Source organism: Methylomonas sp. 2BW1-5-20 (assembly GCF_052474515.1).
This window is the reverse complement of sequence record NZ_CP184127.1, coordinates 1,706,001-1,730,361: the sequence shown is the minus strand read 5'-3', so window position 1 is coordinate 1,730,361 and position 24,361 is coordinate 1,706,001. Positions and strand designations below refer to the sequence as shown.

Sequence of the window (24,361 nt, the reverse complement as noted above, 5' to 3'; positions counted from 1 at the left end):
TAGGCTATATTCGGAAAAGCGCGTTATTTTATTTGTTAGATACTTGGTTTGTTTTTGGTTGATTCTGGTTTCCAAACTCTGGCTTGAAAACTGGAGTTTTTAAGGCTAAGTTACCAAGGAAGAGGTTATTAACTATTGAATTCAAAGCGCGGAAGGCTAACGCCGGAACATGAGAATGACAAATTTTAGCGCGTACCGGGTTCGGTTGGATTGCCAAACTGTTTAAGTTCCTGACATAGTATCGGCTAAAGAATTTTACGAGGTGATTATTATGGCTGAATCCCAAGCAAACGGACATGGTGTCTTGTCGGCCAACGACAGTGCGGTTATAAAAACCCTGGAAATGTATCAGGCCATCATCACCCGCATGGCAACTAACAGCGCAGCTTGTAAAAATTGGTGTACCCCTTTGATTACCGCGATCTTGATTTTCGCTGTCAAGGAAAATAAGCCGCAATTGATCGGTTTAACGCTCATTCCACTGCTGATTTGTTACCTGCTGGATGCATACTATTTGATGCTGGAAAATCGGTTTCGCGCAGGGTTTCAGTTAGCCGCAACCAAAGTCGCAGACTCGAGTTTTGGCTATGATGATCTTTTCAAATTGATGCCTACAGGCAGCAAGTCCGGGTTATGGCGCAAAGCCCTGTTTTCATTGGCGACTTGGCCGGTTTACTCGGGCTTACTTCTACTGATTGGTCTTGGGTACAAAATAGCTGGGGGATGCTGAGATGGCGGCTTATCCCATCCATGCTTATCTGTCCTATCGATGCGCTTTGGATCAGGATAAAACTGCACGCGACAAATTGAAAGGGATTTGTGAGGCCAACAAAATTGCACTTATTTACGACGAAGTCGAAACCCAGGAAGGGGATAGTTTGATCAAGTTTATGGATGACTTGACCTCCGCACGGTTTGTGTTTTTGTTCCTTGGCCCCGATTACTTTAAATCGGCTTATACCCTTTACGAACTGGTCAAGATCAATGAGTGGGCAGATATAGAACAACGCTTCATCCTGCCAATTCGCATTAGCCAGGATATGGTCACCTACCAATGGACGTCAGCAAAGAACTATTTTGACCAAAATCCGGCTGTACAAAACGAATTAACACGGTTGTTAAAAGTTCAACCGTACTCTGCCAACGAAATTTGGCTGAGAATTGACAAGGCATGGAATCGGCTGATTTTTCCCTATTTGGACAACTTGCATACCGCTTTGACCGATGAGAATAGCCAAATCTTGTTGGCCGATCAGGTTAAGCAAATTCAGCAGCTGATAGAACAAGCGATAGCAGACGAAACTCAAACTCTGCAAATAGTAGTTACCCAAAAAATCGTCAAAATTCTTAACCGAAAGCAACTGCGTATCGATCTATGCCGTGACGAAATGGATTTGAGCGATAACGCCGCAGAACAGGATGTCGCTAAAACCTTAGTCGCTGGCGACGTGGGTACGGCGTTGGTGACGCTTACTAGAGTTATCAAGCGTTTAAAAATACTGACCGCCAAAGAGCAAAGCCTTTGGCAGGCGTGCTGCCTAGACGCTGAACAGTTGTGCGGCTGGTTGCTCCTAAACAGTGTGGATCCGGCTTGGTGGTATCACAATCAACAAGCCTTAAAAAAAAGTGCGGAGACGGGAATCAATCAAGAATTGACTTTAGATGATCCAGCATACTACGAAGTCATTGTTTCCCGGAGTTTAAAGCAGTGCGCTCAGTACACGCTATCGGATAAAAACAAAGCCAAACCGGCGGGCGAAAAGACCGATTTTTTGCTGTTCGATGCGATTTCACCCGATGCTCCATCTGAGCAACTGCTGCAAGGTCTCTACACGGATGTCTATGGCAAGCCGCCACCAAATTTAAGTTTGGACGATCTGAAAAAGCATATCGTCGAAAGAGCCGGAGCTCAAGTTAAATCCCGCCTTGGAAAACCGTTGTATTATTTAGTTTCAAAGGAATTGATGAATGCGTTTATCGATTGTTTTGCCGCTAGGCTGGATCAATTAAAAGGCGTTCTGCAATTCATTTGCTGCGAACAAGCAAATGGCAAGGCCAAGGGCAAAGCTTGCCGGGAAGATCAAACCGAATTGCTAGAGCAGGTTGCTTATCTTCTATCATTAATCAATGAAGCCTAGGAACAGGCCATGTCCAACTCAATTACTATTAAACGTTTCCACCCCGAGAAGCTAAGAATTTCCAATTCGGAGGAAAATTTGCACCACATCTTCGAAGAAGCCGACTGCTATGCGTTGTGGTCAGCTTATGCTGCCGGCCGGCCCTTGCTGGTGCGCGGCAAGCCTGGTACAGGCAAAAGCCAAATGGCGCGGGCGATTGCCGAACAACTAGGTTGGGCCTTTGTTTGCGAAACGATCATGGGTTCTACCGAACTCAGTGACTTGCATTGGCATTTCGATGCTATTGGCCGTCTCGGCGAGGCGCAAAGCCTATCGGTATCCAAGGGATACGACCTCCACGGCAAAGCACGAGGTAAATTTGTTGCCAAGCGAAATAATCCCGTTTTGGAAAGGCTCAATCCACTGAACTTTTTATCACCGGGTGCGTTTTGGTGGGCGTATCACTGGTCGTCGGCGGAAAGCCAATATCAGCGTTGCGTTACCCGAAGTTCGGCTAAACCGTATTCCCCTGAAGGCTGGACACCGGAAACCGGCGGTGTGGTGTTGTTGATCGACGAAATCGACAAGGCCGAACCGGATTTGCCAAACGGTCTATTGGAAACCCTGGGCTCCTACGGCTTCACGGTGCCATATTTGGACCAAGCCCCGGCTAGTTCGCAACTTAATCCAATCAAAGCAGATCCGGCAAAATTACTGGTGATCATCACCACCAACGAAGAACGCGAATTGCCTAAAGCCTTTGTGCGCCGTTGTTTCGTGCATACCTTGAAAATGGAGGAATCCATCGAACTAATTGACTCCGATGCGGAGTCGCCATTAAGCAAACGCTTGCAATGGTTGATCGAGCGTGGGCAATTGCATTTTGGCAAAACCATTGCCAAACCGGTGTATCGTCAAGCCGCCGAATTGCTTTGGCAAGACCGCGATGAGAATCCGCACACTCAGTATCCACCTGGCTTGGCGGAGTATATCGACTTGCTCGCCGCACTCAGTTCATTGGGGCGCGAAGAACAACAACAGCGCCTGGACAAGATATGCCAATACGCGTTGAAAAAGGAATTGTCTTGATTGTGGGCAGCTTGTTTTTGGGCGGTTTATTCGCTAAGGATTGACGATGACCAATAAAGCCAACGCATGGAGTCGATTGGCCTTAGTCGAAGCGGCCGGAGAAGACGATGCTTTTTTGGAAAACTTGGCAAATCATTTTGGTTACTTTAAACACCACCAAGTTCAGTTGGCTGGGACACTAATAATTAAGGGACCGATCTTTAGCGGTAAACCGGCAATTGTTTTTACCTCTGAAGCTGAAGTTCGCCGTCCGCCAGCGCTTTTTCCGCGCATCTTAAGCATAGAAAAACTGGAAACTCGGCACGAGGACACGCAAAAACCGGCGTTTTTGTCCGATCCCCGCATGGTGTTGCGCCCAGAGGATTCGCCGCCAGGCACTTATAGCTTCGAGCCACCGCAACCCTTGCTGCCGCCGTGCCGTTTGTTGCCGCTATTGTTCAATGCCCTAAATCGACCGAAATCATCGCACAAGCTGGACACCCGGCAATTGGTCCGGCGAATCGCTCGTGGGCAGCCCCTGCAAAAAATACAGAAGTCAGAGCAAGCGCGTTGGCCGCAACGCTTGCTGATAATTGTCGACGCGAGCACCAATCTGGAACCTTATTGGGCGGATTTCGTATATTGGGTAGGGCAACTGCAAGCCTTGCTGGGTCAAGAAGCAGTGGAGGCCATCCGTTTCGATGAGGAAAGCCTCGGTGAGCCGTGCAGCTATGCTAGCCGTTGGCCGGGGAAAGCGGAGGAGCCCTGGTTTGTCTGGCAACCGCCGGCAGTCGATGTGGCGGTGCTGATTTTCAGCGATTTGGGAGAAGGCGACAGCCGTCGGGCAGTGCGATGGCGTCGGCAATTGGCATGTTTAAATAACCACACGGCGCCGGTATTAACCTTAAGTCCTGCTGCTAGCTCCGATGCTAATACTTTGGATTGGCTATGTCCCAACCCATATAACGACCAAGTCACCCCTCGCCATCCTTACCGCAACGGTTTTAAGTTGGACGGGCGGGCACCGGATTGGGAAGGGATATTGGCCTGGCTGTCAGCGCTGCCCTTGGTCGACGCTGGCTTGTTTCGCCGGCTGCGCCAAGAACTTAACTGGGGCGACAGTGCGTTGGAGACGGCGATCTGGAACCATCCAGAGGTGCGCCATATCGGGCTGGGGATTCGTTTGCAGGAAGCTGTCGCCGAAAAATACCGCCTGATTTATCGTCAGCGCCTAGCCGGTAGCAAAGGTGCCGAAACCTTCTGGCAATGCGTCACCAGCCATCACCACAACGCCTACGCCGGCCTGAAGCATCTGGAAAGCCTAAATCGTTGCTGGTTGGAAGACACCGAAGACCCTGTAATGCGTGAGTATTTTCAGAGATTGTGCAAAACGGCGCTGGACGAAACTACCGACATCAGGCATCAAGCGTTATTTCAGCAACAATGCCGCACCGTCCTCGACTCTCGTCCAAAACAACTCTGGCAAAGTTCGCTGGGCGAACTGCTATATCCGATCTATGCGGCTGCCCATGCCGATAGGATTCGCGCCGGCGAGTGGCCGGCAGAATTGGAGCCTGGTTTTCAGCCCGAGCGTCTGGCTTGGCTGATCGGGTCGGACGCGCCAGATAGCTCCTTGGTGGCGTGGAATTTTGTGCAAATCGGCAGCCAAGGAGAGCTTCAATGTCAGCAAGCGCGTGACACTAATCCCGATCAACGCTACCTGTTTCAAATCGTTGCACCAAAATTCTTGCCTCCGCGTTTGATTCACAAAGCCGCATCGACGGCGATACAGCAAACCCTGGCCGATGGAGCCAAGTTTTCAATCCCGGAGAATGAAAGCGTTGCGATTGAGGCAGGCAATTTTCGTTATAGACTCGACGCAATTCGCAAACCAACTTGGGCCAGTTGTATTAGCTTGAGTAATGCCGATAGCCGCGCAGCACGATTGTCCGTTAGTATTTCCTGGGTAGGAAGACAGTTCGATAACATTGGCTGGTATGTCACAGAACAGAATAAGGGATGTTGGTCTTTGCCAACGCCGTTTGGGGAAGACGTCTACGGTCTCTACGCCGACCTCACTGTCAATAATGTTACCCAGCGCTTTCGCTGGATAGAACCCGGCAGCTACATGATGGGGTCTCCGCCGGATGAGGCGGAACGATACGACAAAGAAACTCAGCATCCGGTGACTTTAAGCCAAGGCTTCTGGCTGGCCGATACCACGGTCACTCAGGCTTTCTGGCTGGTGTTGATGGGTGGCGACAATCCCAGCTATTTTCAGGACAGTCCGGAACATCCGGTCGAGCAAGTCAGTTGGGATGATGCTCAGCGCTTTGTCGAAACCTTGAATGCGGAAGTGTCCGGTCTGAGTGCGCAACTGCCCAGCGAAGCGCAATGGGAATATGCCTGCCGGGCCGGCACCACCACGCCGTTTTCCTTTGGCGACAACATCAGCCCGGAACAGGTCAATTATGACGGCAATTCTCCCTACGCCGGCGCTAAAAAAGGTGTATATCGGGAAAAAACCGTTCCGGTAAAATCCTTGCCGGCCAACCCTTGGGGTTTGTACGAAATGCACGGCAACCTCTGGGAATGGTGTCAGGATGTCTGGCAAAAAGACCTTGGCAGTGCGGCAGCGGTCGATCCGCTAACGCGGCCGGACGTAGACACGGGTGGTGCCCGTGTGCTGCGCGGCGGCTCGTGGCGCTACGATGGCAGGTACGTGCGTTCCTCCATCCGTAACCATTACGAGCCGGACTATCGCCGCAGCTACATCGGTTTCCGGCTTGCCTTAGGTCAACCCGAACTCAAGCCAGGACGAGCAGGCGGAGCCGTAAAACTGACAATGGCCCAGGACGCGCCCGGGCCGGACAGCGGCGTCGCGGAGCAGTCACGGGCCGAATTGGGTGGTTTTCTGCGGGATAAAGTGCTCGGAAAGGGGCGAAAGAAAAAATGAAATATGTTTTCTTCCGTATCCCGGTAGCCGATTGGGCAAAAGCCGAATTCAACCCATTTTGTACCCAGAATAGAGTTGTCAGCATCGATAAACAGTTTGTGGTCGCCGGTGCCCACGTAACCTGGGCATTCTCTACTGGTTTCCCGCGTTCCTGCGTGGAATGCTGGTTTAGAAGCGCCAACTTCGCTAATCAACATACATAATGGTTATGTCTAACCGCAATTACTTGTCACCACCCGTCTTCCCCTGCCCCTGGGCTTGCGAGTGGGGCGAAGATGCATGCGGCTTATGGCAGACCTTGATCTATGGCGGCGTTAGACAGATGTTTCGCTGGATAGAGCCAGGGACGTTTATGATGGGGTCGCCGCCGTATGAGTTAGGGCGGGAGTGGCTGGGCGAGGGATCGGAAACACAGCACCCGGTCACCTTAACCCAAGGTTTCTGGCTGGCGGACACGACTGTCACTCAGGCTTTCTGGCTGGCGGTGCTGGGTGGCGACAACCCAAGCCGTTTTCAGGATAGTCCGGATAATCCGGTCGAGCGAGTCAGTTGGGACGATGCCCAACACTTCATCGAAGCCTTGAATATCGATATCCCAGGCATGAGTGCGCAATTGCCCAGCGACGCGCAATGGGAATACGCCTGTCGGGCGGGCACCACGACGCCGTTTTGCTTTGGTAATAACATCAACACGGAACAAGCCAATTATCATGGTGAAACCCCTTATGCCGGCGCTGAAAAAGGCGTTTATCGGGGAAAAACCATACCGGTCAAGTCCTTGCCTGCCAACCCTTGGGGTTTGTATGAAATGCACGGCAATGTTTCGGAATGGTGTCAGGATGTTTGGACTGATGATTTGGGAACGACACAGGTCATTGATCCGCTGAGCAGCGCTGTGGAAGCAGGTGGCGACCGAGTGGTGCGCGGCGGCTCGTGGGCCAACGGAGGGACTGTAATGCGTTCCGCATTCCGTAGCCGCGCGGAGCCGGATTATCGACTTGGCACCACCGGTTTCCGGCTTGCTCTCGCTCATACTTAGCTTAGGCCTGGTCAGGTAGTAGGAGCCGAGTAAATCAGCGGACGTCGCCACGGACAGGCCAGCGCCAGGCTTTGGCTTGTGATCGCCGAGTTGGCCCGCTAGCACTGCCTTTTCCATGCCAAGTCCGTATAATCGGCGCTTTTTTAACATTCTGTTCTGATGTCCGCTTCTGAAACCCTGAAACAACTCGCCAAAAATCTCCAGAACTGCATGGGCACCGACCGCCACGGTTTGAAGCGGCAACTGGATCGCTTGCGCAGCGAGTCGAGTAAGGGTAAGGATGTCAGCGGGGCCTTGCAGCAAGTGGCGGACAAGATCGAACGCTCGGTAGGACGATGCAATCAGCGCCGCGCGTCGGTGCCGGTGATTAATTACCCGGACTTGCCGGTCAGCGGCAAGAAGGACGAGATTGCCGAGTTAATCCGTAATAATCAAGTCACCATCGTCTGCGGCGAGACCGGTTCCGGCAAGACTACGCAGTTGCCGAAGATTTGTCTGGAGATCGGTCGGGGCTTGACGGGGTTGATCGGTCACACCCAACCGCGCCGCATTGCGGCCCGCACCGTGGCCGACCGCATTGCCGAAGAACTGGGCCAGCCCATCGGTCAGGCAGTCGGTTACAAGGTGCGGTTTCACGACCAGACCCATCCCAATTCGCTAGTAAAACTGATGACCGACGGCATCCTGCTGGCCGAGTCGCAGAACGATCCTTATTTAAATCAATACGACACCATCATCATCGACGAGGCGCATGAGCGCAGCCTCAATATCGATTTTCTGATGGGCTATCTGCGCTGGTTGTTGCCCAAGCGTCCCGATTTAAAAGTGGTGATTACCTCCGCGACCATCGACCCGGAGCGTTTTGCCAAGCATTTTAATGATGCGCCCATCGTCAACGTTTCCGGTCGTACCTATCCGGTGGATGTGCGGTATAGGCCTATCGAACTGATCGAGGAAGACGACGAAACCTCCGCCGATTTACAGCAAGCCATTCTGGATGCGGTGGACGAGTTGTATCGGGATATGCGCGGTGACATTCTGATTTTCTTGAGCGGCGAGCACGAGATTCGCGAGACTACCGAATCTTTGCGCAAGTCGCATAATAATGCCCGCTACGAGGTGTTGCCGCTGTATTCCAAACTCAGCGTCAGCGAACAGGAGCGGGTGTTCAAACCCAGCGGTAACAAACCGCGCATCGTGCTGGCGACCAACGTGGCGGAGACGTCCTTGACCGTGCCGGGCATCCGCTGCGTGATCGATTCCGGTCATGCCCGTATCAGCCGTTACAGTCATAAAAGCAAGATTCAGCGCTTGCCTATCGAGCGTATCTCCCAAGCCAGCGCCAACCAAAGGGCAGGGCGCTGCGGCCGGGTGGCTGAGGGCATTTGCATCAGGTTGTATTCGAAAGAGGATTATCTGGCCCGCCCGGAATTTACCGAACCGGAAATCTTACGAACCAATCTTTCGTCGGTGATCTTGCAGATGGCGGCTTTAAAGCTGGGCGACATCGAAGATTTTCCATTCGTCGAGCCGCCGGACGACAAGATGATCCGCGACGGCAAGAATGCGCTGTTTGAAGTGGATGCGCTGGATAAGGCCGGTCAGTTGACCGATACCGGGCGACAGTTGGCGAAAATCCCCACCGATCCCAAGCTGGCGCGCATGTTGTTGTCAGCTGCCGAATTGGCGTCTTTAACTGAAGTGGCGATCATCGTTTCTGCTTTAAGTATCCAAGACCCGCGCGATAAACCTGCCGATAAAATGCCGCAAGCCGAGGCCAAGCACGCCCAATTCAAAGCCGAGGAGTCGGATTTTCTGACATTGTTGAATCTCTGGAATACCTTTGAGGCGCAGAAAAAGCATCTGACCAATAACAAGCTGCGCAAATATTGCCAAGATAATTTCTTGTCTTACATTCGCATGCGCGAGTGGTATGACATCCATGCGCAAATTATGCAGGTGGCGCGCGGTGAATTGAAGTTAAAGTTCAACGACAATCCGGCCAACTACGAGCAGGTTCATTGCGCGCTGTTGCCGGGCTTGCTGTCCAATATCGGTTTTAGGCATGAGCAATACGAATACCTGGGTGCGCGCGGGTTAAAGTTTTTCATCTTCCCCGGTTCCGGTCAGCACAAACTAAAGCCCAAGTGGATCATGGCCGCCGAGCAAGTGGAAACCAGTAAGGTTTACGCGCGCACAGTAGCCAGAATCGAGCCGGAATGGATAGAAGCCGCCGCGCAGCACTTGGTAAAACGCAATTACTACGACCCGCATTGGGAGAAAAACGCCGGTCGCAGCGGGGTTTACGAGCGCACCTTGTTGTACGGTTTGACTTTGCAAGCCAAGCGCAAAGTGCCATACGAAAACGTCGATCCCAAAGCCGCGCGGGAGATGTTTATCCGCCACGCACTGGTTAATCACGATTACCACAGCAACGCGCCGTTCTTTAAGGCCAACGAGGCCTTGCTGGAAGAGGTGGGCTACATTCAGCATAAGGGCCGCCGCGTCGATTTGGTGGAAGACGAGGAATGGCTATATCAGTTTTACGATAAAAAGCTGCCGGCTGAGGTGGTCAGCGGCATTACCCTCGATCAATGGCGCAAGCAGGTTGAACGCGATAACCCGAAAATCCTGTTTTTAACCAAGGCAGATTTGACTCGCAGCGACGACAATCAAATTAATGATTGGGATTTTCCGGACAGCAAAAAAATCGGCGACTTGACGATTGAATTGCACTATCGCTTCGAGCCCGGCCACGACGAAGATGGCGTCACGGCCATCGTGCCGGTGCATCAACTTAATCAAATCCGCCAAGCGCCGTTCGATTGGCTGGTGCCGGGCATGCTGGAAGAAAAAGTTACGGCTTTGATCAAGTCGCTGCCCAAGCATCTGCGTAAGCATTTCGTGCCGGTGCCGAACACTGCCAAGGCTTGCCTGGAAATTGAGCCGGATTTTAAGGGCTCTCTGTTCGAGTGGTTGAGTGGCCGTTTGCGCAAGCTGACCGGCGAATCGATACCGCTTAACGAATGGCAGCCGGATACGTTGCCGGACCATTTGAAAATGAATTTCCGCATCGTCGATGATCACGGTCGAGCCTTGGGTTATGGCCGCAATCTGATCAAGCTGCAAACCGAGCATGCCACCACTGCCGGTGACAGTTTCGATAAGTTGGCGCAAGAAGAGATGAATCACACCGGCTGTATCGCCTGGGCTTTCGACGATTTGCCGGAGACCTGGCAGTTCATGCAAAAAGGTCAGACTTTCATCGGCTTTCCGGCGATTGTCGATGAAGGCGACACAGTGGGGGTGAAGATCCTCGATACTCAATATAAAGCCGATCTGGCGCATTTCGATGGTTTGACCAAGTTGTTTCAATTGCAATGCCGGAAGGACGCGCAGTATTTGTTAAAAAACAGCGGAGTCCAGGCTACTTTGCAATTGGCCTACAACCAATTGCCCAAGCATCCCTTGTTGAAAGAACGGCCGGGCGGAGATTTTAAGGAAGATCTATTATTCTTGATATTTAGTAGCGTGTTCGTTGCTGATACCTCAATCCGCAGTCAACAGCAGTTCGACGCGGCGCTGGCGGCTAAAAAGTCGATGTTGGTCACGGTTGGGAATCAGGTGGGCAAGCACGTCACCGAAATCATGGCAAACTATCAGACCGTCAGGCAGCGGCTGAAACAGCCCGGTGTGGCCGCGAATTTACGAGAGGATCTCGAAAAACAATTAAGCCTGATGCTGTTTAGCGGTTTTTTACGTTACACACCCTTAGCGCAGGTGCAGACGATTCCAAGATATTTAAAAGCAATGGAATTTCGTCTGGATAAGCAGAAGCCGGATTCGGCGGATATACAAGGTTTGCACAGACTGTCTCAGCGCTTTTGGCAGCATGTCGAAAAGCAAACGAAGACGATGTTGCCGATGCCGGAGCGCGATAGCTTCCGCTGGGGGTTGGAAGAGTTGCGGGTGTCTTTGTTTGCGCAGCAACTGAAAACAGCATTTCCGGTTTCTGTGCCGCGCTTGGAAAAGATATGGAACGAAAAATTTTAAACAGCCTCTGATTTATGTGCTCACTAATTTAGGAAGCCGAAGATGATACCCATTCGAGATTCGATACCGTGTAACACCAAACCTTATGTGACATGGGGCATCATGGCTGTCTGCATTGCGGTGTATGTGTTCATGCTGTTTATGCCGGACGAAATGGGCCAGCATTTTGTCTACATGTACGGTATGGTGCCGATTCGCTATTCCAATCCGGATTGGGCTTATAGCTTTGGCTTGCCGCCGGATTATTATCTGTCGTTTTTCACCAGTTTGTTTTTGCATGGCGGTTTTGGTCATCTATTGATGAATATGGTGTTTCTGTGGATATTCGCGGATAACATCGAAGATTTGATGGGGCACAAACGATTTGTGGTGTTTTACATTTTGTGCGGCTTGTTGGCAACTTACGCACAATGGTATTTCTACCCGAAGATGGTGGTGCCGGTAGTTGGGGCTTCGGGAGCGATTGCCGGTGTATTGGGGGCTTATTTTTTCCGCTTTCCGCACGCTACCGTAGTGATATTGGTACCGATCCTGTTTTACCCATTGTTTTTCCAAGTCCCTGCGATTGCGTTTCTAGGGTTTTGGGTGATTATTCAGATTGGCGATGTCTTTACCGCTGCGTTTTTCGACAACGTGGCCGTAGACTCGGCGTGGTGGGCGCATTTGGGCGGTTTTGCAGCCGGCGCCTTGCTGCATCCGTTTTTCATCGAAAAAAAACATGAAGAGTATCAATACTAGCCGCTAAATTGTGCTTTGAAGCCACGCTTTGCCGGCAAAAAAGCAAGAAACACTAGGGCTTTTATTTTATAATGCGGCCGATTGGTTAACGGCTAAAAAGGCAATACAAATCAAGACCGTTGCCTGTGTTTGCAAAAGATTCTTCCTTCATTCGAGACAAATAAACATGAAAAACCTTAATGTCGCACTGGTAAGACTGCTGCAGTTTGTAGTGTTCGCGCTGTTCACATTCATTGTGTTGTTGTACTTCGGTACTTTGATTCTGTTACCGCTGGATATTGTGGTGCTGATTACTAAACTGCTGCACTTGGTCGGTATTGGCACTCTGTTTGGTGCAATTGTCGCGGTGCCGCTGGTTGCTTACCTCGGTAAAATTGTTTACGGTATTCCTGGCTTGATTCAGATGATCGTCGAAAACGGTATTGATCTGGCTAACACCGGCAAACAACGCGTAGAAGCGTTTAATAAAATCGCCGAGGCTGTAAAGTAAGGCGATTAGTATGAACGGAAAAAAGGGGCTTTTGGCCCCTTTTTTGTGCCTGATGCCTAGCTATAGCGGTTTGTAAATCGTGTCGAAAGTTTTTACAGCGGTGTTTTCTAGAAAATGGTATGTCATGCGGTGATTAACCGAAACACCCGGAATATATCGGTGCCGTACCGGTAATATCTACTAGATATAGCCTTAGGAGGCAGTATTCCTGGATGACAGGTAAAAGCAGGGAGCTTGGGCAGCTTGCAGTTCAAGTCGGAAAATTTTACAGCTCGCTATTAATCCAAGCCGTTTTTATTGTATTACTGGAACAAAGTCTTTTATTAACATTACGTTACGGTATTTGTGTATGTTTTTTGCTTAAATTTGAATGTGACAAGTTTTGTTAAATAATCATGCATTTAAGCACGAAGCTAGGGGAAGATTATGGACACAAAAAAAACCGAAACATCCGCCAAAAGCCGCAACGATGATTGCAATCATCCGTCATTGACAAAAGAATTTGTATCAGGCGTACCGACAGGAAATTTTGTTTGTGCACAGTGCGGCCGTCATTTATCCGCAATTTTAAAAGCTTCCAGAAAATAAAGCTTTTCTGCCGCTTAACACGGCTTCAAGGCGTGTTAAGCGGCAGATGCAGCAAATCTATGGACAAGCGAACGGTGGCGGTATCGCCCACCCAGGGTGGTAAAAAAGCAAGCGATTTAGTCATTCGTCTTCGCTTATATCCATGCCAATAAATCAGGCCTTTCTTTTTGACCGCTTCTCGTATGGTTTGAAGCCGAAACAGGGTTTGTGTTGGGTTATGTTTTTCGCATAGCTTTGGGCGCATTGCCGACGTCGAGAATCAAACCGGTTTAGCCCGTTAGATCGCCTTGCAAAGTTGCAAAATCTCTTGAAGAAGAGCAATCTGACATACGTGGAAACACAGACTCCCCGATCTATGCTTGAACTGTTTATAATTGGCGCATGTCTTTTGCCGAGTTGAACAGTCTGCGATAAAGATGATGTAAAATCTGCAAGCTGACCGGATCACCGGAAGCCAGTGTACCAGTGCGCACACTGGCTTTTTTTTGGCCTTATGAAATGGATGGATGATGATATGACATACTGGTACCCCGATAACTCTCAATCGATCGGCAAAACGCCGCTGGTCAGACTTAACCGTATTACCGATGGCGCGCAAGCAACTCTGCTAGCGAAAATTGAAGGGCGTAACCCTGGATATTCGGTGAAATGCCGGATAGGCGCGGCCATGATCAATGACGCGCAACAACGGGGCATATTAGGCCCAGGCAAGGAGTTGATCGAACCCACCAGCGGTAATACCGGCATTGCCTTGGCTTTTGTGGCCGCCGCGCGCGGAATTCCATTGACTTTGACCATGCCGGATACGATGAGTATCGAACGCCGTAAATTGTTGGTGGCGTACGGCGCCAAGCTGGTATTGACCGAGGGCGCGAAGGGCATGAAGGGGGCTATCGCCAAAGCCGAGGAAATTGTCGCTTCGGATCCCGAACGCTACGTACTGTTACAGCAGTTTAAAAATCCCGCCAATCCGCAAATTCACGAACAGACGACCGGACCGGAAATTTGGCATGATAGCGACGGTGCAATCGATATTTTCGTCTCGGGCGTCGGCACCGGCGGCACCATTACCGGCGTGACGCGCTATATCAAACACACGCAAGGCAAGCCTATCGTATCCATCGCGGTGGAGCCTGAAGCCAGCCCGGTATTGACCCAATTCCGTAACGGCCAGGACATACAGCCGGCGCCTCACAAAATTCAAGGTATCGGTGCCGGATTTGTGCCGGATATATTGGATTTATCCATCGTCGACGCCATCGAACAAGTCAGCAACGACGAAGCAATAGCTTATGCCCGGCGTTTGGCGCGGGAGGAGGGCATACTATCGGGGATATCCTGCGGCGCCGCCGTCGCCGTCGCCGTGAGAGTGGCAAAACGCCCGGAAAATGTCGGTAAAACTATCGTCGTGGTGCTGCCTGATTCGGGTGAGCGCTATTTAAGTTCTGCTTTGTTCGAAGGCCTGTTCGATGCGCAGGGAGTTGCGGTATGAGTCTGAGCGATTCAGACCAAGCCTGGGGTATTGAAGCGCTGGTAGTCGAGTTGCGCGAGTTGCGCTTGCGTTCGCTGGAAAATCGGCAGCGCCGCGAACATCCACCCAAGTTGCCGTCACGTAAGACGTTGAGCCAGATCATTGAGAACTTGGGCGCGGTACTGTTTCCCAACCGGCTGGGAATGCCGGATCTGAACGACGAAGGTATCGATTACTTCGTCGGCCACACCCTGGATAGCGTGTTGCGACAACTAAACCGGCAAATTACGCTGGAGCTGCAATTTATTGCCGAACAACAAGGCCTATCGTCCGATGTTCGGCAACAGTCGGTGGATATTACCCGCCAGTTTGCCGAGCAACTACCGGTTATCAGAGTGTTGATCGATAGCGACATTCAGGCGGCCTATGAAGGCGATCCTGCTGCCAGAAGCGCGGACGAAGTGCTGGTCTGCTATCCCGGCATAACCGCTGCTATTCATCACCGTGTCGCCCATGTGCTGTATACCCTGGGCGCGCCATTGGTGGCGCGGGTCATTGCGGAGCTTGCGCATTCCGCTACCGGGATCGATATTCATCCCGGTGCGCAAATCGCGGAAAGTTTTTTCATCGATCACGGTACGGGCGTGGTAATTGGGGAAACCGCAGTAATCGGCAGCCGGGTTAGGGTTTATCAGGCGGTCACGCTGGGAGCCAAACGTTTCGATAAGGACGACAACGGGATGCTGGTTAAAGGCAACGCCCGTCACCCTATCGTCGAAGACGATGTGGTGATTTACGCCGGTGCCACTATCCTCGGTCGAATCACTATCGGGCGTGGATCCACTATTGGCGGTAATGTCTGGCTCACGCACAGCGTTCCGCCGGGTAGTCATGTGTCGCAAGGGCAAACACGCACCGAGGTTTTCGCGGCGGGTGGCGGTATTTGATTCGACGCAATGCTGCCGGGGCAGGTAGTTAGCTGATCGGCTAACTACCTGCCCCGGCATTGCCTCCGGATCGAACCACTCTAGCGATGCCGATTTAGTCGCGCCGGTATGCAGCCGAGCCTATCGATAACACGATTGCGCTACTGCCAACCGCCGCCCAGCGATTTGTAAAGATCGACCATCGCGCCGATTTGCTTTTCCTTGGTTTCGATCAACTCTTTCTTGGCTTCCAAGGCATCGCGTTGCGTCAACAATACCTCCAGGTAATCCGCTCTGGCCGATAAGAACAATTGATTGGCAACTTCGATTGATTTCACCAGCGAATCCACTTGCTGCCGCTTTAACTGGTAGCTTTTATCCAGGTTGTCGATATTCGACATTTGATTCGCAACTTCGGCATAGGCATTGATAATGGTTTGCTCGTACTCATATGCTGCCTGTACCTGTTTGGCATTGGCGTTTTTGTATTCCGCGGTAATGGCGTTTTTATTGACTAGCGGCGCCACCATCTCGCCCGCCACCATCGCCGCCAGTGATTCCGGCGTATTGATCAGATATTTCAACGCGAAGGCCTGAAAACCCACGCCGGCCTTGATCCCAAACGACGGATAGAAATTGGCTCGGGCTACGTCGATGTTCAGATCGGCGGCTTGCAATTCGAGCTCTGCTTTGCGAATATCCGGGCGGTTTTGCAACAACTCAGACGGTACGCCGGCGCTCAATGCTTTGGATTTGATGTCCATGAAGCCGCCCGATGCGCGTTCTATTGGCTGCGGCGTTCTACCGAGTAAAGTGTTGATTCGGTTCTCGACCACGGTTATCTGCTGCTCGATCTCGTATTGGCGGGCTTGGTTTTTCGCCACCTCGGCCTCGTAACGCTTGACTGCCAAGGCATTGGTTCTGGCATAGGTTTGCAACTGCCTCACCATCAGCAAACCGTTTTGCTGGATCGCAATGTTCTGTGCCAGATTTTGCAATTGGTTGTCCAAGGCCAGCAGTTCGTAATACGCGTGTGCCACTTCGGCAACCAGGTTAGTCAGCAGAAAGTTCCGGCCTTCGGCCGATGCCATGTATTCATACACGGCCACTTGCGTTGCGTTTCTCAGTTTTTTCCAGATATCGATTTCCCAAGTCGAGAATAAACCGAACTGGTAATCGCCGAGGAAAGCCGGAAACGCCTGGCCTTTGGCAATATTCAGATTATCCTCCACCGCGCCGTTGCGGGTGTATTGGCCGGTTTTGTCGCCACCCGCCGCCGCGCCAAATCTGACGAAGGGCAGGTATTCCCCTTTGCGCGCCAGGATCTCGTTTTCAGCAATGCTGATCCGTTGCAGCATGATGTTGATTTCCTTGTTATTGGCCACGGCGGTATCGATCAGACTTAATAGATGCGGATCGTCGAAAAACGCCTGCCATTTCACCGTTGCCGAGCTGGCCTGACCGTTCGGTCCGGATTTGAATTGTTCGGGCAGCTGAGTATCCGCCGTTTTCTTCGTCATATCGGGAATGCCGCAGGCTTGCAGCATCGAACCCATTACAGCGATTGCTATCGCAAAATTCGTTTTACTCTTCGACATCATGGGTCCCGTAATGATAGGTTTCGGTAAATGGATTCACGTCTTCGTCCTTGATCATGCGTTTGCCTTCGATTAACTTGGCGAAGATGTAGTACAGCCCGGGAATCAATACAACGCCGAATACCGTGCCGAACAACATTCCGCCCAATGCGGATGTACCGATGGTGCGGTTGCCGACCGCTCCGGCGCCGGTGGCAAAAGCCAACGGCACCAGACCAGCGATAAAGGCGAAGGAGGTCATCAGAATCGGCCGGAAACGGGCCTTGGCGGCTTCGATGGCCGCTTCTCTGACCGACAAACCTTGCTCTTGCCGCTGCACTGCGTATTCGACGATCAATACCGCGTTCTTACCCAGCAAGCCGACCAACATCACCAGACCGACTTGGGAATACACATCGTTGGCCAAGCCCATGGTTTTTAGTAATAGGAATGAGCCGAAAATACCTGCCGGCAACGAACAAATCACCACCAAAGGCAACACAAAACTTTCGTACTGGGCTGCCAACACCAGGTAGACGAACACCAAGACCACGACGAAAATCACCAGGGCTTCGTTGCCGCGCGCCGCTTCGTCGAACGATAAACCTTCCCAGGCCACATCGTAACCTTGCGGCAACGTGGTCTTGGCGACTTCCTTGATGGCCGCGATGGCGTCGCCGCTGGTGTAGCCAGGGGCCGGTTCGGCTCGGATTGCCGCGGAGTTATATAGGTTGTATCGGGTCAATTCGTTCGGACCTTGCTGTTGATTGACGGTCATAAAAGCTGAGTAGGGCACCATTTCGCCGGCGTCGTTTTTGACGTAATACTTCAATACATCGGTTGGGAATCGGCGGAATTCGGGCAAGGCTTGCACATAGACTTTAAAAAAGTTGTTGAAGCGGATAAAGCCTTGCTCGTAGGTGCTACCGATCATGATGTCCAGGTTTTCCATGGCCTTGTCGATATTCACCCCTTTTTGCATCGCCAGTTTGTTGTCGATTTTCAGCTCGTATTGGGGGTAGTTGGCTGCGTAAAAGGTAAACAGACCGGTCAATTCCGGGCGTTTTCGCAGGGCGGCCATGAACTCCTGATTAAGCTTGTCGAACTGGAAGTAATCGGTGCCGGTGGTCTTATCCAGCAAGCGGAAGGCCAGACCGGAAGCGGCGCCGTAGCCCGGGACCGCCGGCGGTTGGAAGAATTCGATCACGGCGCCGAAATCGTGGGTTTTTTCTTCCAGTTCGTGAATGACGTCTTGCACCGAACTTTTGCGTTGCGACCAGTCCTTGAGGTTGATGATGCAAGTGCCGGCATTGGAGCCGCGGCCCTCGGTCAGCACTTCATAGCCCGCCAATGACGATACCGACTGTACGCCGTCGATTTTTTCGGCGACTTCTTCCAGTTGCCGTGCGACTTTGTTGGTGACCTCGATGGTCGAGCCGGGCGGGGTTTGGATGATGGCGTAGATCATGCCTTGGTCTTCGCCGGGAATAAATCCGGCCGGTAAAGTCTTATTGACGGTAAAAATGCCGAAGGAAAACGCGGCAAGTACCGCAACGGTCACGATGCGGCGGGTAACGACGACATTCAGCAATTTGACGTAGCGGCCGGTGACTTTTTCGAAAAGGTAGTTAAAACCTTCGATAAAAAGGCTGATAGGTGTTTTGCGTTTCGGCTGTCCATGCGTGTTTTTTAGAATCATCGCGCATAACACCGGCGCCAAAGACAACGCGACAACGGCTGAGATGATGATGGACGAGGCCATTGCAATCGAGAATTGCCGGTAAAACACCCCGACCGGACCGTTCATGAAGGCGATAGGTACGAATACCGATACCATCACCAACGTGATGGCGACGATGGCGCCGCCGATTTCACCCAATACCTGCCGCGACGCGACGTAGGGACTGAGGTGTTCCGCTTCCATCTTGGCGTGCACCGCTTCCACGACTACGATTGCATCGTCCACCACCACACCGATCGCCAGCACCAACGCGAACAGCGTGATCAAGTTGATCGACAAGCCAAAAGCCGACATCACCGCGAACGAGCCGATCAACGATACCGGCACCGCCAGAATCGGAATCAAGGTTGAACGCCAGTCACCGAGGAACAGAAACACCACTAAGGTCACCAGCACGAAGGCTTCGCCCAAGGTGTGCAACACTTTATGAATCGAGGCTTCGACGAAGCGCGATACGTCGTAGTTGATCTCGTAATCCATGCCTTCCGGAAAGGATTTTTTCAGTTCCTCCAATTTGGCCTTAACGTCTTCAATGACTTTGGTGGCGTTAGTGCCGTAGTTTTGTTTCAGGACGATGGACGCGGACGGGAAAGAGTCCTTGTCCGAATATATGTTGTAAAACTCACTGTCCAAATCGACTTTGGCTATGTCTTTCAGGCGCAGGATCTCGCCTTCCGAGTTGGCGCGGATGATGATATCCGCGTACTGCTCCGGCTTGTTATACCAGCCTTGGTAAATCAACACATATTCCTTGGATTGCGCGGCCATGCCGGTACTTTGACCGATCCGGCCCGGCCGGCCGATGATGCTTTGCTTGGCAATCGCGTCCATTACTTCTTCGGTCGAAACGCTGTAGGCGCGCATCCGGTCCGGATTCAGCCAGATCCGCATCGCGTACTGCCGGGCGCCCAGGATTTGCGCTTGGGCGATGCCGTAGATACGCTGGATTTCCGGTATCACGTTGACGTAGGCGTAGTTGAACAAGAACTTTTGGTCGGCGTTCTTATCCTTGCTGTACAGGTTGACGTACATCAGCATGCTGGGCTGGACAAAATTGACGATCACACCTTCCAAACGCACCAGATTAGGCAATCGGCTCATCACCTGATCGACGCGGGTTTTAACGTTGACCATTGCGATATTCGGATCAACACCCAGTTCGAACAATACCTGTATCGTCGCTTCGCCGGCACTGGTTGCATCGGAAACGATGTATTTCATGCCGGGTACGCCGTTGATGGCGCGCTCGATGGTAATCAGCGACGATTTGACCAATACGTCGGCGCTGGAGCCTGGGAAGGATAAGGAAATCGTCACCCGCGGCGGTGCGATATCGGGAAACTGCGATACCGGCAATGAGCGGATGGCTAGGAATCCCATAAATAGGAAACTCAGCGACAATACTATCGCCATGACCGGTCTTTTTATAAAGATGCTAAACATAGTTGATCTCTGGCTAAAGAATTACTCTGTATATAATTCCAACTCGGAGCGGACTTTTTCCGGTGGCTGTAAATTGATTTCCACCTTTTCGCCGGCGTGCACCTTGCGCAGGCCTTCCAGCAGAATTCTGTCGTCGTCTTTCAATCCGTCTTTCACGATAAACAGATAGGGTAATTCGGCTTCGATATTGATGAGCCGTTGTTCCAGTTTTTCTTCGTGGTTGATGACGTAGACATAGGTTTTGTCCAGGATTTCGAACGTCGCTTTTTGCGGAATGAGCAATGCGTTTTTATAAGGCTTGACCATTAGGATGGTGCCGGTTTCGCCATGCCTGAGCAATTTGTCCGGATTGGCAAACGTGGCGCGGAATTCGATATTGCCCGCGGTATTGTCGAAGTCGGCTTCGATGGTTTCGATGGTGCCGGTTTGATCGAAAATCTGGCCGTTTGCCATTTTGAGCTGCACTTTGGTTCTGGCATCTTCGTGTTTGTGCATTTTGTAATCCAGATATTCTGATTCCGGAACGTTGAAATACACCCATAATTTGCTGATATCGGAAAGGGTTGTTAACAGCGAACCGTCTTCAACCAGACTGCCGTTACGCACGTTGAAATGGTCCATAATTCCTTCGAAAGGAGCGTTGATGTCGGTGAAGCCCAAATGGGTTTCCGCTAATTTGACTTCCGCGTCAGCCTTATCCAGCTTGGCTTTGGCCAGCGCCAACTCATTGGGCGAAACGATTTTTTGATCGGCCAAACCCTTGGTATTGAGGTATTCAATATTCATGGTATTGGCTTCGGCTTTCGCTTTTAAAAGATCCGCCTGATAAATATTGGGCATGATTTTGAACATGGCTTGCCCTTGATGCACGAGTTGCCCCTCGTCCACGAAGATATTCTGTAAATATCCCCTTTCCAGCGCGCGAATCTCGATATGCCGAATGGCATGAATCTGACAGACATATTCTTTGGTAACTGCGGCATCCTCACGTAACGGTTTGGTTGCTTCCAATTTGGGAGCCTCTTCTTGTTTCTCACTGTCGGCCTGACGGCAACCGCTGAGCAAAATAACGAATAGGCATAGAAAGATAGGCATTTTATTTGTCATCACGTTTTCTCAGGGCGAATATAAATAAACCCGTTAATAAGGCTGGGTGTTTTCGATAAAGCATGGGGTCTCGATTGATAGAATAGCTATTTATTCCAAAAAAATTGCTAGGTAAAAAACTAATCCTGCATATGCTGGTTTTCCAATTTGGGTTGACAATATTTCGTCAATAATTTGATAGCAAACAGGGTGCCAGTTATTTTTGTATTTATAATCAATTAGTTATTTGAATGTGATGTGAGATGGGGCAAATTGCCGGTTGGGATCAACCAGGCCGGGGGATATTGCCCGGCAATTTGCGGGAATGACGCGGAGGTTATTTGTTAGCGAATGGACGCTATGAGGTCGTTTATGGGTGAAATGAATAAACAGATATTTGCATAATGGAAGTCAAACCCGCTGAATTTGCTGGGTTTGATACGCTTGTTGGCGGACGTGGTCGCTTGTTTCCGCGTCCGGCGATACCTTTTTAACGAGTTGTTGGCATAAAAATCGCTCATCTTGGCTGCGAGTCTTTGAATAGCAACCCAAAGGGCAAGGCTCGTTTTTCGCCAACCATTAAGGAGTAAGCGATGAAAAACCATATTCACCATCTTGCAAAATATACCGCGCTGATATTGATTTCGGCATTGCCGTTATCGATAGACGCCGTGGCCAATCCGGACCAAAGTTATAAAACGGTGTCGCTGGAACTCAATGTCGATGAAGAGGCGGTGGAACCTCCTTCCATCAAAGAAAAAGAGGATTAGCCGGTTTATCGGTTTGACAGAATGCGATTGTTCGGGCCAATGGACTGGCTTGAACGATACCAGGGGGTGACTGAGCAAATTTCAAATTAGCCAGGTGAGCCGGCCTTAGTTTGGGCGAGGAAAAGCCTGATTCAAGCTCACTGACAACCCGCACATACTTCGAAGCCTATCAGCATGTGGCGCGTTTGATTACAAGTTGTTGCACTTCTTCCCCTAAGACGATGACGCGATCCGCCGAGGCGATGGTTTCCTGGCGATGAGCCACGATGATGCGTGTCAAATTTAGCCGGCGAATCGCATCGTTAACCGATTTTTCGCGGTTCACATCCAAGTGGCTGGTAGCCTCGTCAAGAAATAGGATTTGCGGATTCTTATATAGTGCTCTTGCCAGTAACACTCGCTGCTTCTGGCCGCCCGAGAGGATAGTTCCCATGTCGCCGATTAGGGTGTTGTAGCGCATCGGCATTCGTTCTATGTCGTCGTGAACGGCGGCGATTGCCGCGCAGGCTTGAATTTTTTCGGCAGCGGGGCTGGGGTCGAAAAAACAAATGTTGTCGGCAATGGAGCCCGCAAACAATTGGTCTTCCTGCATCACGGTACCCAGCATTTCCCTGTATCTGCTAAGGCCGAATTTATTGAGCGGACTTCCGCCGACTAAGACCTCGCCGTCATTTGGCGGTAACAGTCCCAGCAATACTTTTAACAAAGTCGTTTTTCCGCATCCGGACGGCCCAATGATGGCAACGGATTCGCCGGCTTCGATTCTAAAATTGACATTTTTCAGTATCCAGGGCTCAGACTCGGAATAACGGAAGCTAAGGTTGCGCACCTCAATTTCCGCGGGGATATTGTCTTCTTCCATCAATTCCATAAACACCGGCGTATTCTGCTCGGGCTCGGTCAGCGCGATATCGGCCACGCGCTCGCTGTGCAGACTCAACATTTTCAAGTCAATGCCCTTTTCGATGAAACTGACAATACGGGTAATAAACTGTTGTTTGTAAGACATGAACGCAAATAGCATTCCCACGGAAAACGCGCCGTCGAGCACCATTAGCGCCCCCAGCCAGACCACGGCGATATTTTCAATAGTGAACAGTGCACCGTTCAGTCCGCGAAACAAGATGTTCAATTTTTGGATGCGGATGCCGGTATTGAAATTGTCCACCAACAAATTTTGATACAAGGTTTGCCGGTAAAGTTGCCGGTTGAACAACTTGACGCTTTGAATGCCTCGTACGCTTTCGATGAAATTGCTTTGCTGTTTGGCGGCGCGCAGGATTTGCTCTTCCTGGGTTTGCCGCAACGGGCGATACAGCGCCAGGCGCAGAACGCCGTACAATAACGCCGCTCCGCAGACGATCAGGGCGAGTTGCCAGCCGTATACGCACATCATAACCAGTGTAATGACAGCCATGATGCCATCGACAATCGCCTCGACCACGCTGGTGGTCAAAGTGCGCTGGATAGCTTCTAAAGATTCGAAGCGGGACACCACATCGCCGAGGTGACGTTTCTCAAAAAATGCCATCGGCAAATTTAGCAGTCGACGGAATAGATTGCCGAACAAACGCAGGTTTAAGGTAGTGCCCAACACCACGACGACCCACGAACGTAAAGCCGTTACGCCGATTTGAACCAGTCCCAGTAATAGAAAGCCGACGCCCAGCACCACCACCAAATCCCTATCTTCGGCCACAATGGCATGATCCACGACCAATTGCATGAAAAACGGCGCCAGCACCGACAGCACTTCCAGAACGACGGCTAACACGAAAATCTGGGCGATTGTGCCTTTCAAACCCGGCAATCCGCCCAGCAATTGACCAAAGCGAATCTTTTGCCGCTCGCGCCGAGGTTGGAACTCCTGCGTGGGCGCCAATTCCATGGCGACACCGGTAAAGTGCCCCGAGATCTCGTCCATTGTCATCATCCGTTTGCCGCGTGCCGGGTCGTGGATTACCATGCGCCGCTCGTTAGCTTGGGACAACACGACAAAGTGATTGAAATCCCAATGCAAGATCGCCGGCAGCGTCATTTTGCTTAGATCGCTTAATTCGGCTTTGATGGGCCGGGTCGCCAGATTCAAATGGGTGGCGATGCGAATCAAATCGTTCAGGGTGGCGCCCTTCATCGAGATGGAAAACTGGCGGCGCAAACTGGCAAGATCGGTATCGAAACCGTGATAAGCGCTTACCATGGCCAAGGAAGCCAGCCCGCATTCGGCGGCTTCCGTTTGCAAAATAACCGGGGTTGTTCGTCGTCCGGTGAAATTCAGCGTTTTATAGGTACTCATGA

General features: G+C 51.3%; 17 protein-coding genes. 13 read left to right on the top strand and 4 right to left on the bottom strand.

Annotated elements, in window-relative coordinates:
* The first annotated feature begins 271 nt into the window (after window positions 1-271).
* The 12 genes from ACH50O_RS07905 (at window position 272) to epsC (ending at window position 15,467) form a co-directional block, all read left to right on the top strand.
* Entirely contained in the window at window positions 272-730 is a 459-nt protein-coding gene (locus ACH50O_RS07905) for a hypothetical protein (protein WP_446811476.1), read from the top strand.
* Window position 731: 1 nt separating this feature from the next.
* Window positions 732-2,138 (top strand): toll/interleukin-1 receptor domain-containing protein, encoded by a 1,407-nt coding sequence (locus ACH50O_RS07900; protein ID WP_446811475.1) that lies wholly within the window; start codon window positions 732-734, stop codon window positions 2,136-2,138.
* A 9-nt stretch (window positions 2,139-2,147) separates the two neighbouring features.
* Entirely contained in the window at window positions 2,148-3,206 is a 1,059-nt protein-coding gene (locus ACH50O_RS07895; protein ID WP_446811474.1) for an AAA family ATPase, read from the top strand.
* 46 nt (window positions 3,207-3,252) lie between these two features.
* The gene (locus ACH50O_RS07890) at window positions 3,253-6,141 is read left to right on the top strand and encodes a formylglycine-generating enzyme family protein (protein WP_446811473.1); all 2,889 of its coding nucleotides are present in this window, start codon (window positions 3,253-3,255) and stop codon (window positions 6,139-6,141) included.
* A complete protein-coding gene (locus ACH50O_RS07885) occupies window positions 6,138-6,344 on the top strand; it encodes a hypothetical protein (RefSeq protein ID WP_446811472.1) in 207 nt (68 codons plus the stop codon). Before ACH50O_RS07890 ends, ACH50O_RS07885 begins: the two co-directional genes overlap by 4 nt.
* Window positions 6,345-6,349: 5 nt before the next feature.
* Window positions 6,350-7,180 (top strand): formylglycine-generating enzyme family protein, encoded by an 831-nt coding sequence (locus ACH50O_RS07880; RefSeq protein WP_446811471.1) that lies wholly within the window; start codon window positions 6,350-6,352, stop codon window positions 7,178-7,180.
* A gap of 159 nt (window positions 7,181-7,339) precedes the next feature.
* Window positions 7,340-11,233 (top strand): ATP-dependent RNA helicase HrpA, encoded by a 3,894-nt coding sequence (gene hrpA / locus ACH50O_RS07875; protein ID WP_446811470.1) that lies wholly within the window; start codon window positions 7,340-7,342, stop codon window positions 11,231-11,233.
* A gap of 42 nt (window positions 11,234-11,275) precedes the next feature.
* Window positions 11,276-11,971, top strand: a complete 696-nt coding sequence (locus ACH50O_RS07870) for a rhomboid family intramembrane serine protease (protein WP_446811469.1) — start codon at window positions 11,276-11,278, stop codon at window positions 11,969-11,971.
* Window positions 11,972-12,137: 166 nt separating this feature from the next.
* Window positions 12,138-12,461: a hypothetical protein gene (locus ACH50O_RS07865; RefSeq protein ID WP_446811468.1), complete on the top strand. Its 324-nt coding sequence runs from the start codon at window positions 12,138-12,140 to the stop codon at window positions 12,459-12,461.
* Window positions 12,462-12,887: 426 nt separating this feature from the next.
* Entirely contained in the window at window positions 12,888-13,049 is a 162-nt protein-coding gene (locus tag ACH50O_RS07860; RefSeq protein ID WP_446811467.1) for a hypothetical protein, read from the top strand.
* A 514-nt stretch (window positions 13,050-13,563) separates the two neighbouring features.
* On the top strand, window positions 13,564-14,541 hold the full coding sequence (gene cysK, locus ACH50O_RS07855; protein WP_446811466.1) for a cysteine synthase A: 978 nt from the start codon (window positions 13,564-13,566) through the stop codon (window positions 14,539-14,541).
* The gene (epsC, locus tag ACH50O_RS07850; RefSeq protein WP_446811465.1) at window positions 14,538-15,467 is read left to right on the top strand and encodes a serine O-acetyltransferase EpsC; all 930 of its coding nucleotides are present in this window, start codon (window positions 14,538-14,540) and stop codon (window positions 15,465-15,467) included. The genes cysK and epsC overlap by 4 nt, the downstream gene beginning before the upstream one ends.
* Window positions 15,468-15,607: 140 nt before the next feature.
* On the opposite strand, the gene ACH50O_RS07845 is transcribed toward epsC, so the two are convergent.
* From ACH50O_RS07845 to ACH50O_RS07835, 3 genes are read right to left on the bottom strand one after another with little or no spacing between them, the layout of a single operon-like run.
* Window positions 15,608-17,044: a TolC family protein gene (locus ACH50O_RS07845; protein WP_446811464.1), complete on the bottom strand. Its 1,437-nt coding sequence runs from the start codon at window positions 17,042-17,044 to the stop codon at window positions 15,608-15,610.
* The gene (locus tag ACH50O_RS07840) at window positions 17,031-20,207 is read right to left on the bottom strand and encodes an efflux RND transporter permease subunit (protein ID WP_446811463.1); all 3,177 of its coding nucleotides are present in this window, start codon (window positions 20,205-20,207) and stop codon (window positions 17,031-17,033) included. Before ACH50O_RS07840 ends, ACH50O_RS07845 begins: the two co-directional genes overlap by 14 nt.
* Before the next feature lie 21 nt (window positions 20,208-20,228).
* Window positions 20,229-21,314 (bottom strand): efflux RND transporter periplasmic adaptor subunit, encoded by a 1,086-nt coding sequence (locus ACH50O_RS07835; protein ID WP_446811462.1) that lies wholly within the window; start codon window positions 21,312-21,314, stop codon window positions 20,229-20,231.
* Between the two features lie 572 nt (window positions 21,315-21,886).
* On the opposite strand from ACH50O_RS07835, the gene ACH50O_RS07830 reads away from it, so the two are divergent.
* Complete coding sequence (locus tag ACH50O_RS07830) at window positions 21,887-22,063, top strand: hypothetical protein (RefSeq protein WP_446811461.1); 177 nt, start codon at window positions 21,887-21,889, stop codon at window positions 22,061-22,063.
* 169 nt (window positions 22,064-22,232) lie between these two features.
* Here the strand turns inward: ACH50O_RS07830 and ACH50O_RS07825 are convergent, their stop codons facing one another.
* On the bottom strand, window positions 22,233-24,359 hold the full coding sequence (locus ACH50O_RS07825) for a peptidase domain-containing ABC transporter (RefSeq protein ID WP_446811460.1): 2,127 nt from the start codon (window positions 24,357-24,359) through the stop codon (window positions 22,233-22,235).
* Window positions 24,360-24,361 lie beyond the last annotated feature (2 nt).

Coding starts and splice junctions, on each gene's coding strand:
- ACH50O_RS07905 (WP_446811476.1), top strand. CDS start 272: ATGGCTGAATCCCAAGCAAACGGACATGGTGTCTTGTCGGCCAACGAC.
- ACH50O_RS07900 (WP_446811475.1), top strand. CDS start 732: ATGGCGGCTTATCCCATCCATGCTTATCTGTCCTATCGATGCGCTTTG.
- ACH50O_RS07895 (WP_446811474.1), top strand. CDS start 2,148: ATGTCCAACTCAATTACTATTAAACGTTTCCACCCCGAGAAGCTAAGA.
- ACH50O_RS07890 (WP_446811473.1), top strand. CDS start 3,253: ATGACCAATAAAGCCAACGCATGGAGTCGATTGGCCTTAGTCGAAGCG.
- ACH50O_RS07885 (WP_446811472.1), top strand. CDS start 6,138: ATGAAATATGTTTTCTTCCGTATCCCGGTAGCCGATTGGGCAAAAGCC.
- ACH50O_RS07880 (WP_446811471.1), top strand. CDS start 6,350: ATGTCTAACCGCAATTACTTGTCACCACCCGTCTTCCCCTGCCCCTGG.
- hrpA (WP_446811470.1), top strand. CDS start 7,340: ATGTCCGCTTCTGAAACCCTGAAACAACTCGCCAAAAATCTCCAGAAC.
- ACH50O_RS07870 (WP_446811469.1), top strand. CDS start 11,276: ATGATACCCATTCGAGATTCGATACCGTGTAACACCAAACCTTATGTG.
- ACH50O_RS07865 (WP_446811468.1), top strand. CDS start 12,138: ATGAAAAACCTTAATGTCGCACTGGTAAGACTGCTGCAGTTTGTAGTG.
- ACH50O_RS07860 (WP_446811467.1), top strand. CDS start 12,888: ATGGACACAAAAAAAACCGAAACATCCGCCAAAAGCCGCAACGATGAT.
- cysK (WP_446811466.1), top strand. CDS start 13,564: ATGACATACTGGTACCCCGATAACTCTCAATCGATCGGCAAAACGCCG.
- epsC (WP_446811465.1), top strand. CDS start 14,538: ATGAGTCTGAGCGATTCAGACCAAGCCTGGGGTATTGAAGCGCTGGTA.
- ACH50O_RS07845 (WP_446811464.1), bottom strand. CDS start 17,044: ATGTCGAAGAGTAAAACGAATTTTGCGATAGCAATCGCTGTAATGGGT.
- ACH50O_RS07840 (WP_446811463.1), bottom strand. CDS start 20,207: ATGTTTAGCATCTTTATAAAAAGACCGGTCATGGCGATAGTATTGTCG.
- ACH50O_RS07835 (WP_446811462.1), bottom strand. CDS start 21,314: ATGACAAATAAAATGCCTATCTTTCTATGCCTATTCGTTATTTTGCTC.
- ACH50O_RS07830 (WP_446811461.1), top strand. CDS start 21,887: ATGAAAAACCATATTCACCATCTTGCAAAATATACCGCGCTGATATTG.
- ACH50O_RS07825 (WP_446811460.1), bottom strand. CDS start 24,359: ATGAGTACCTATAAAACGCTGAATTTCACCGGACGACGAACAACCCCG.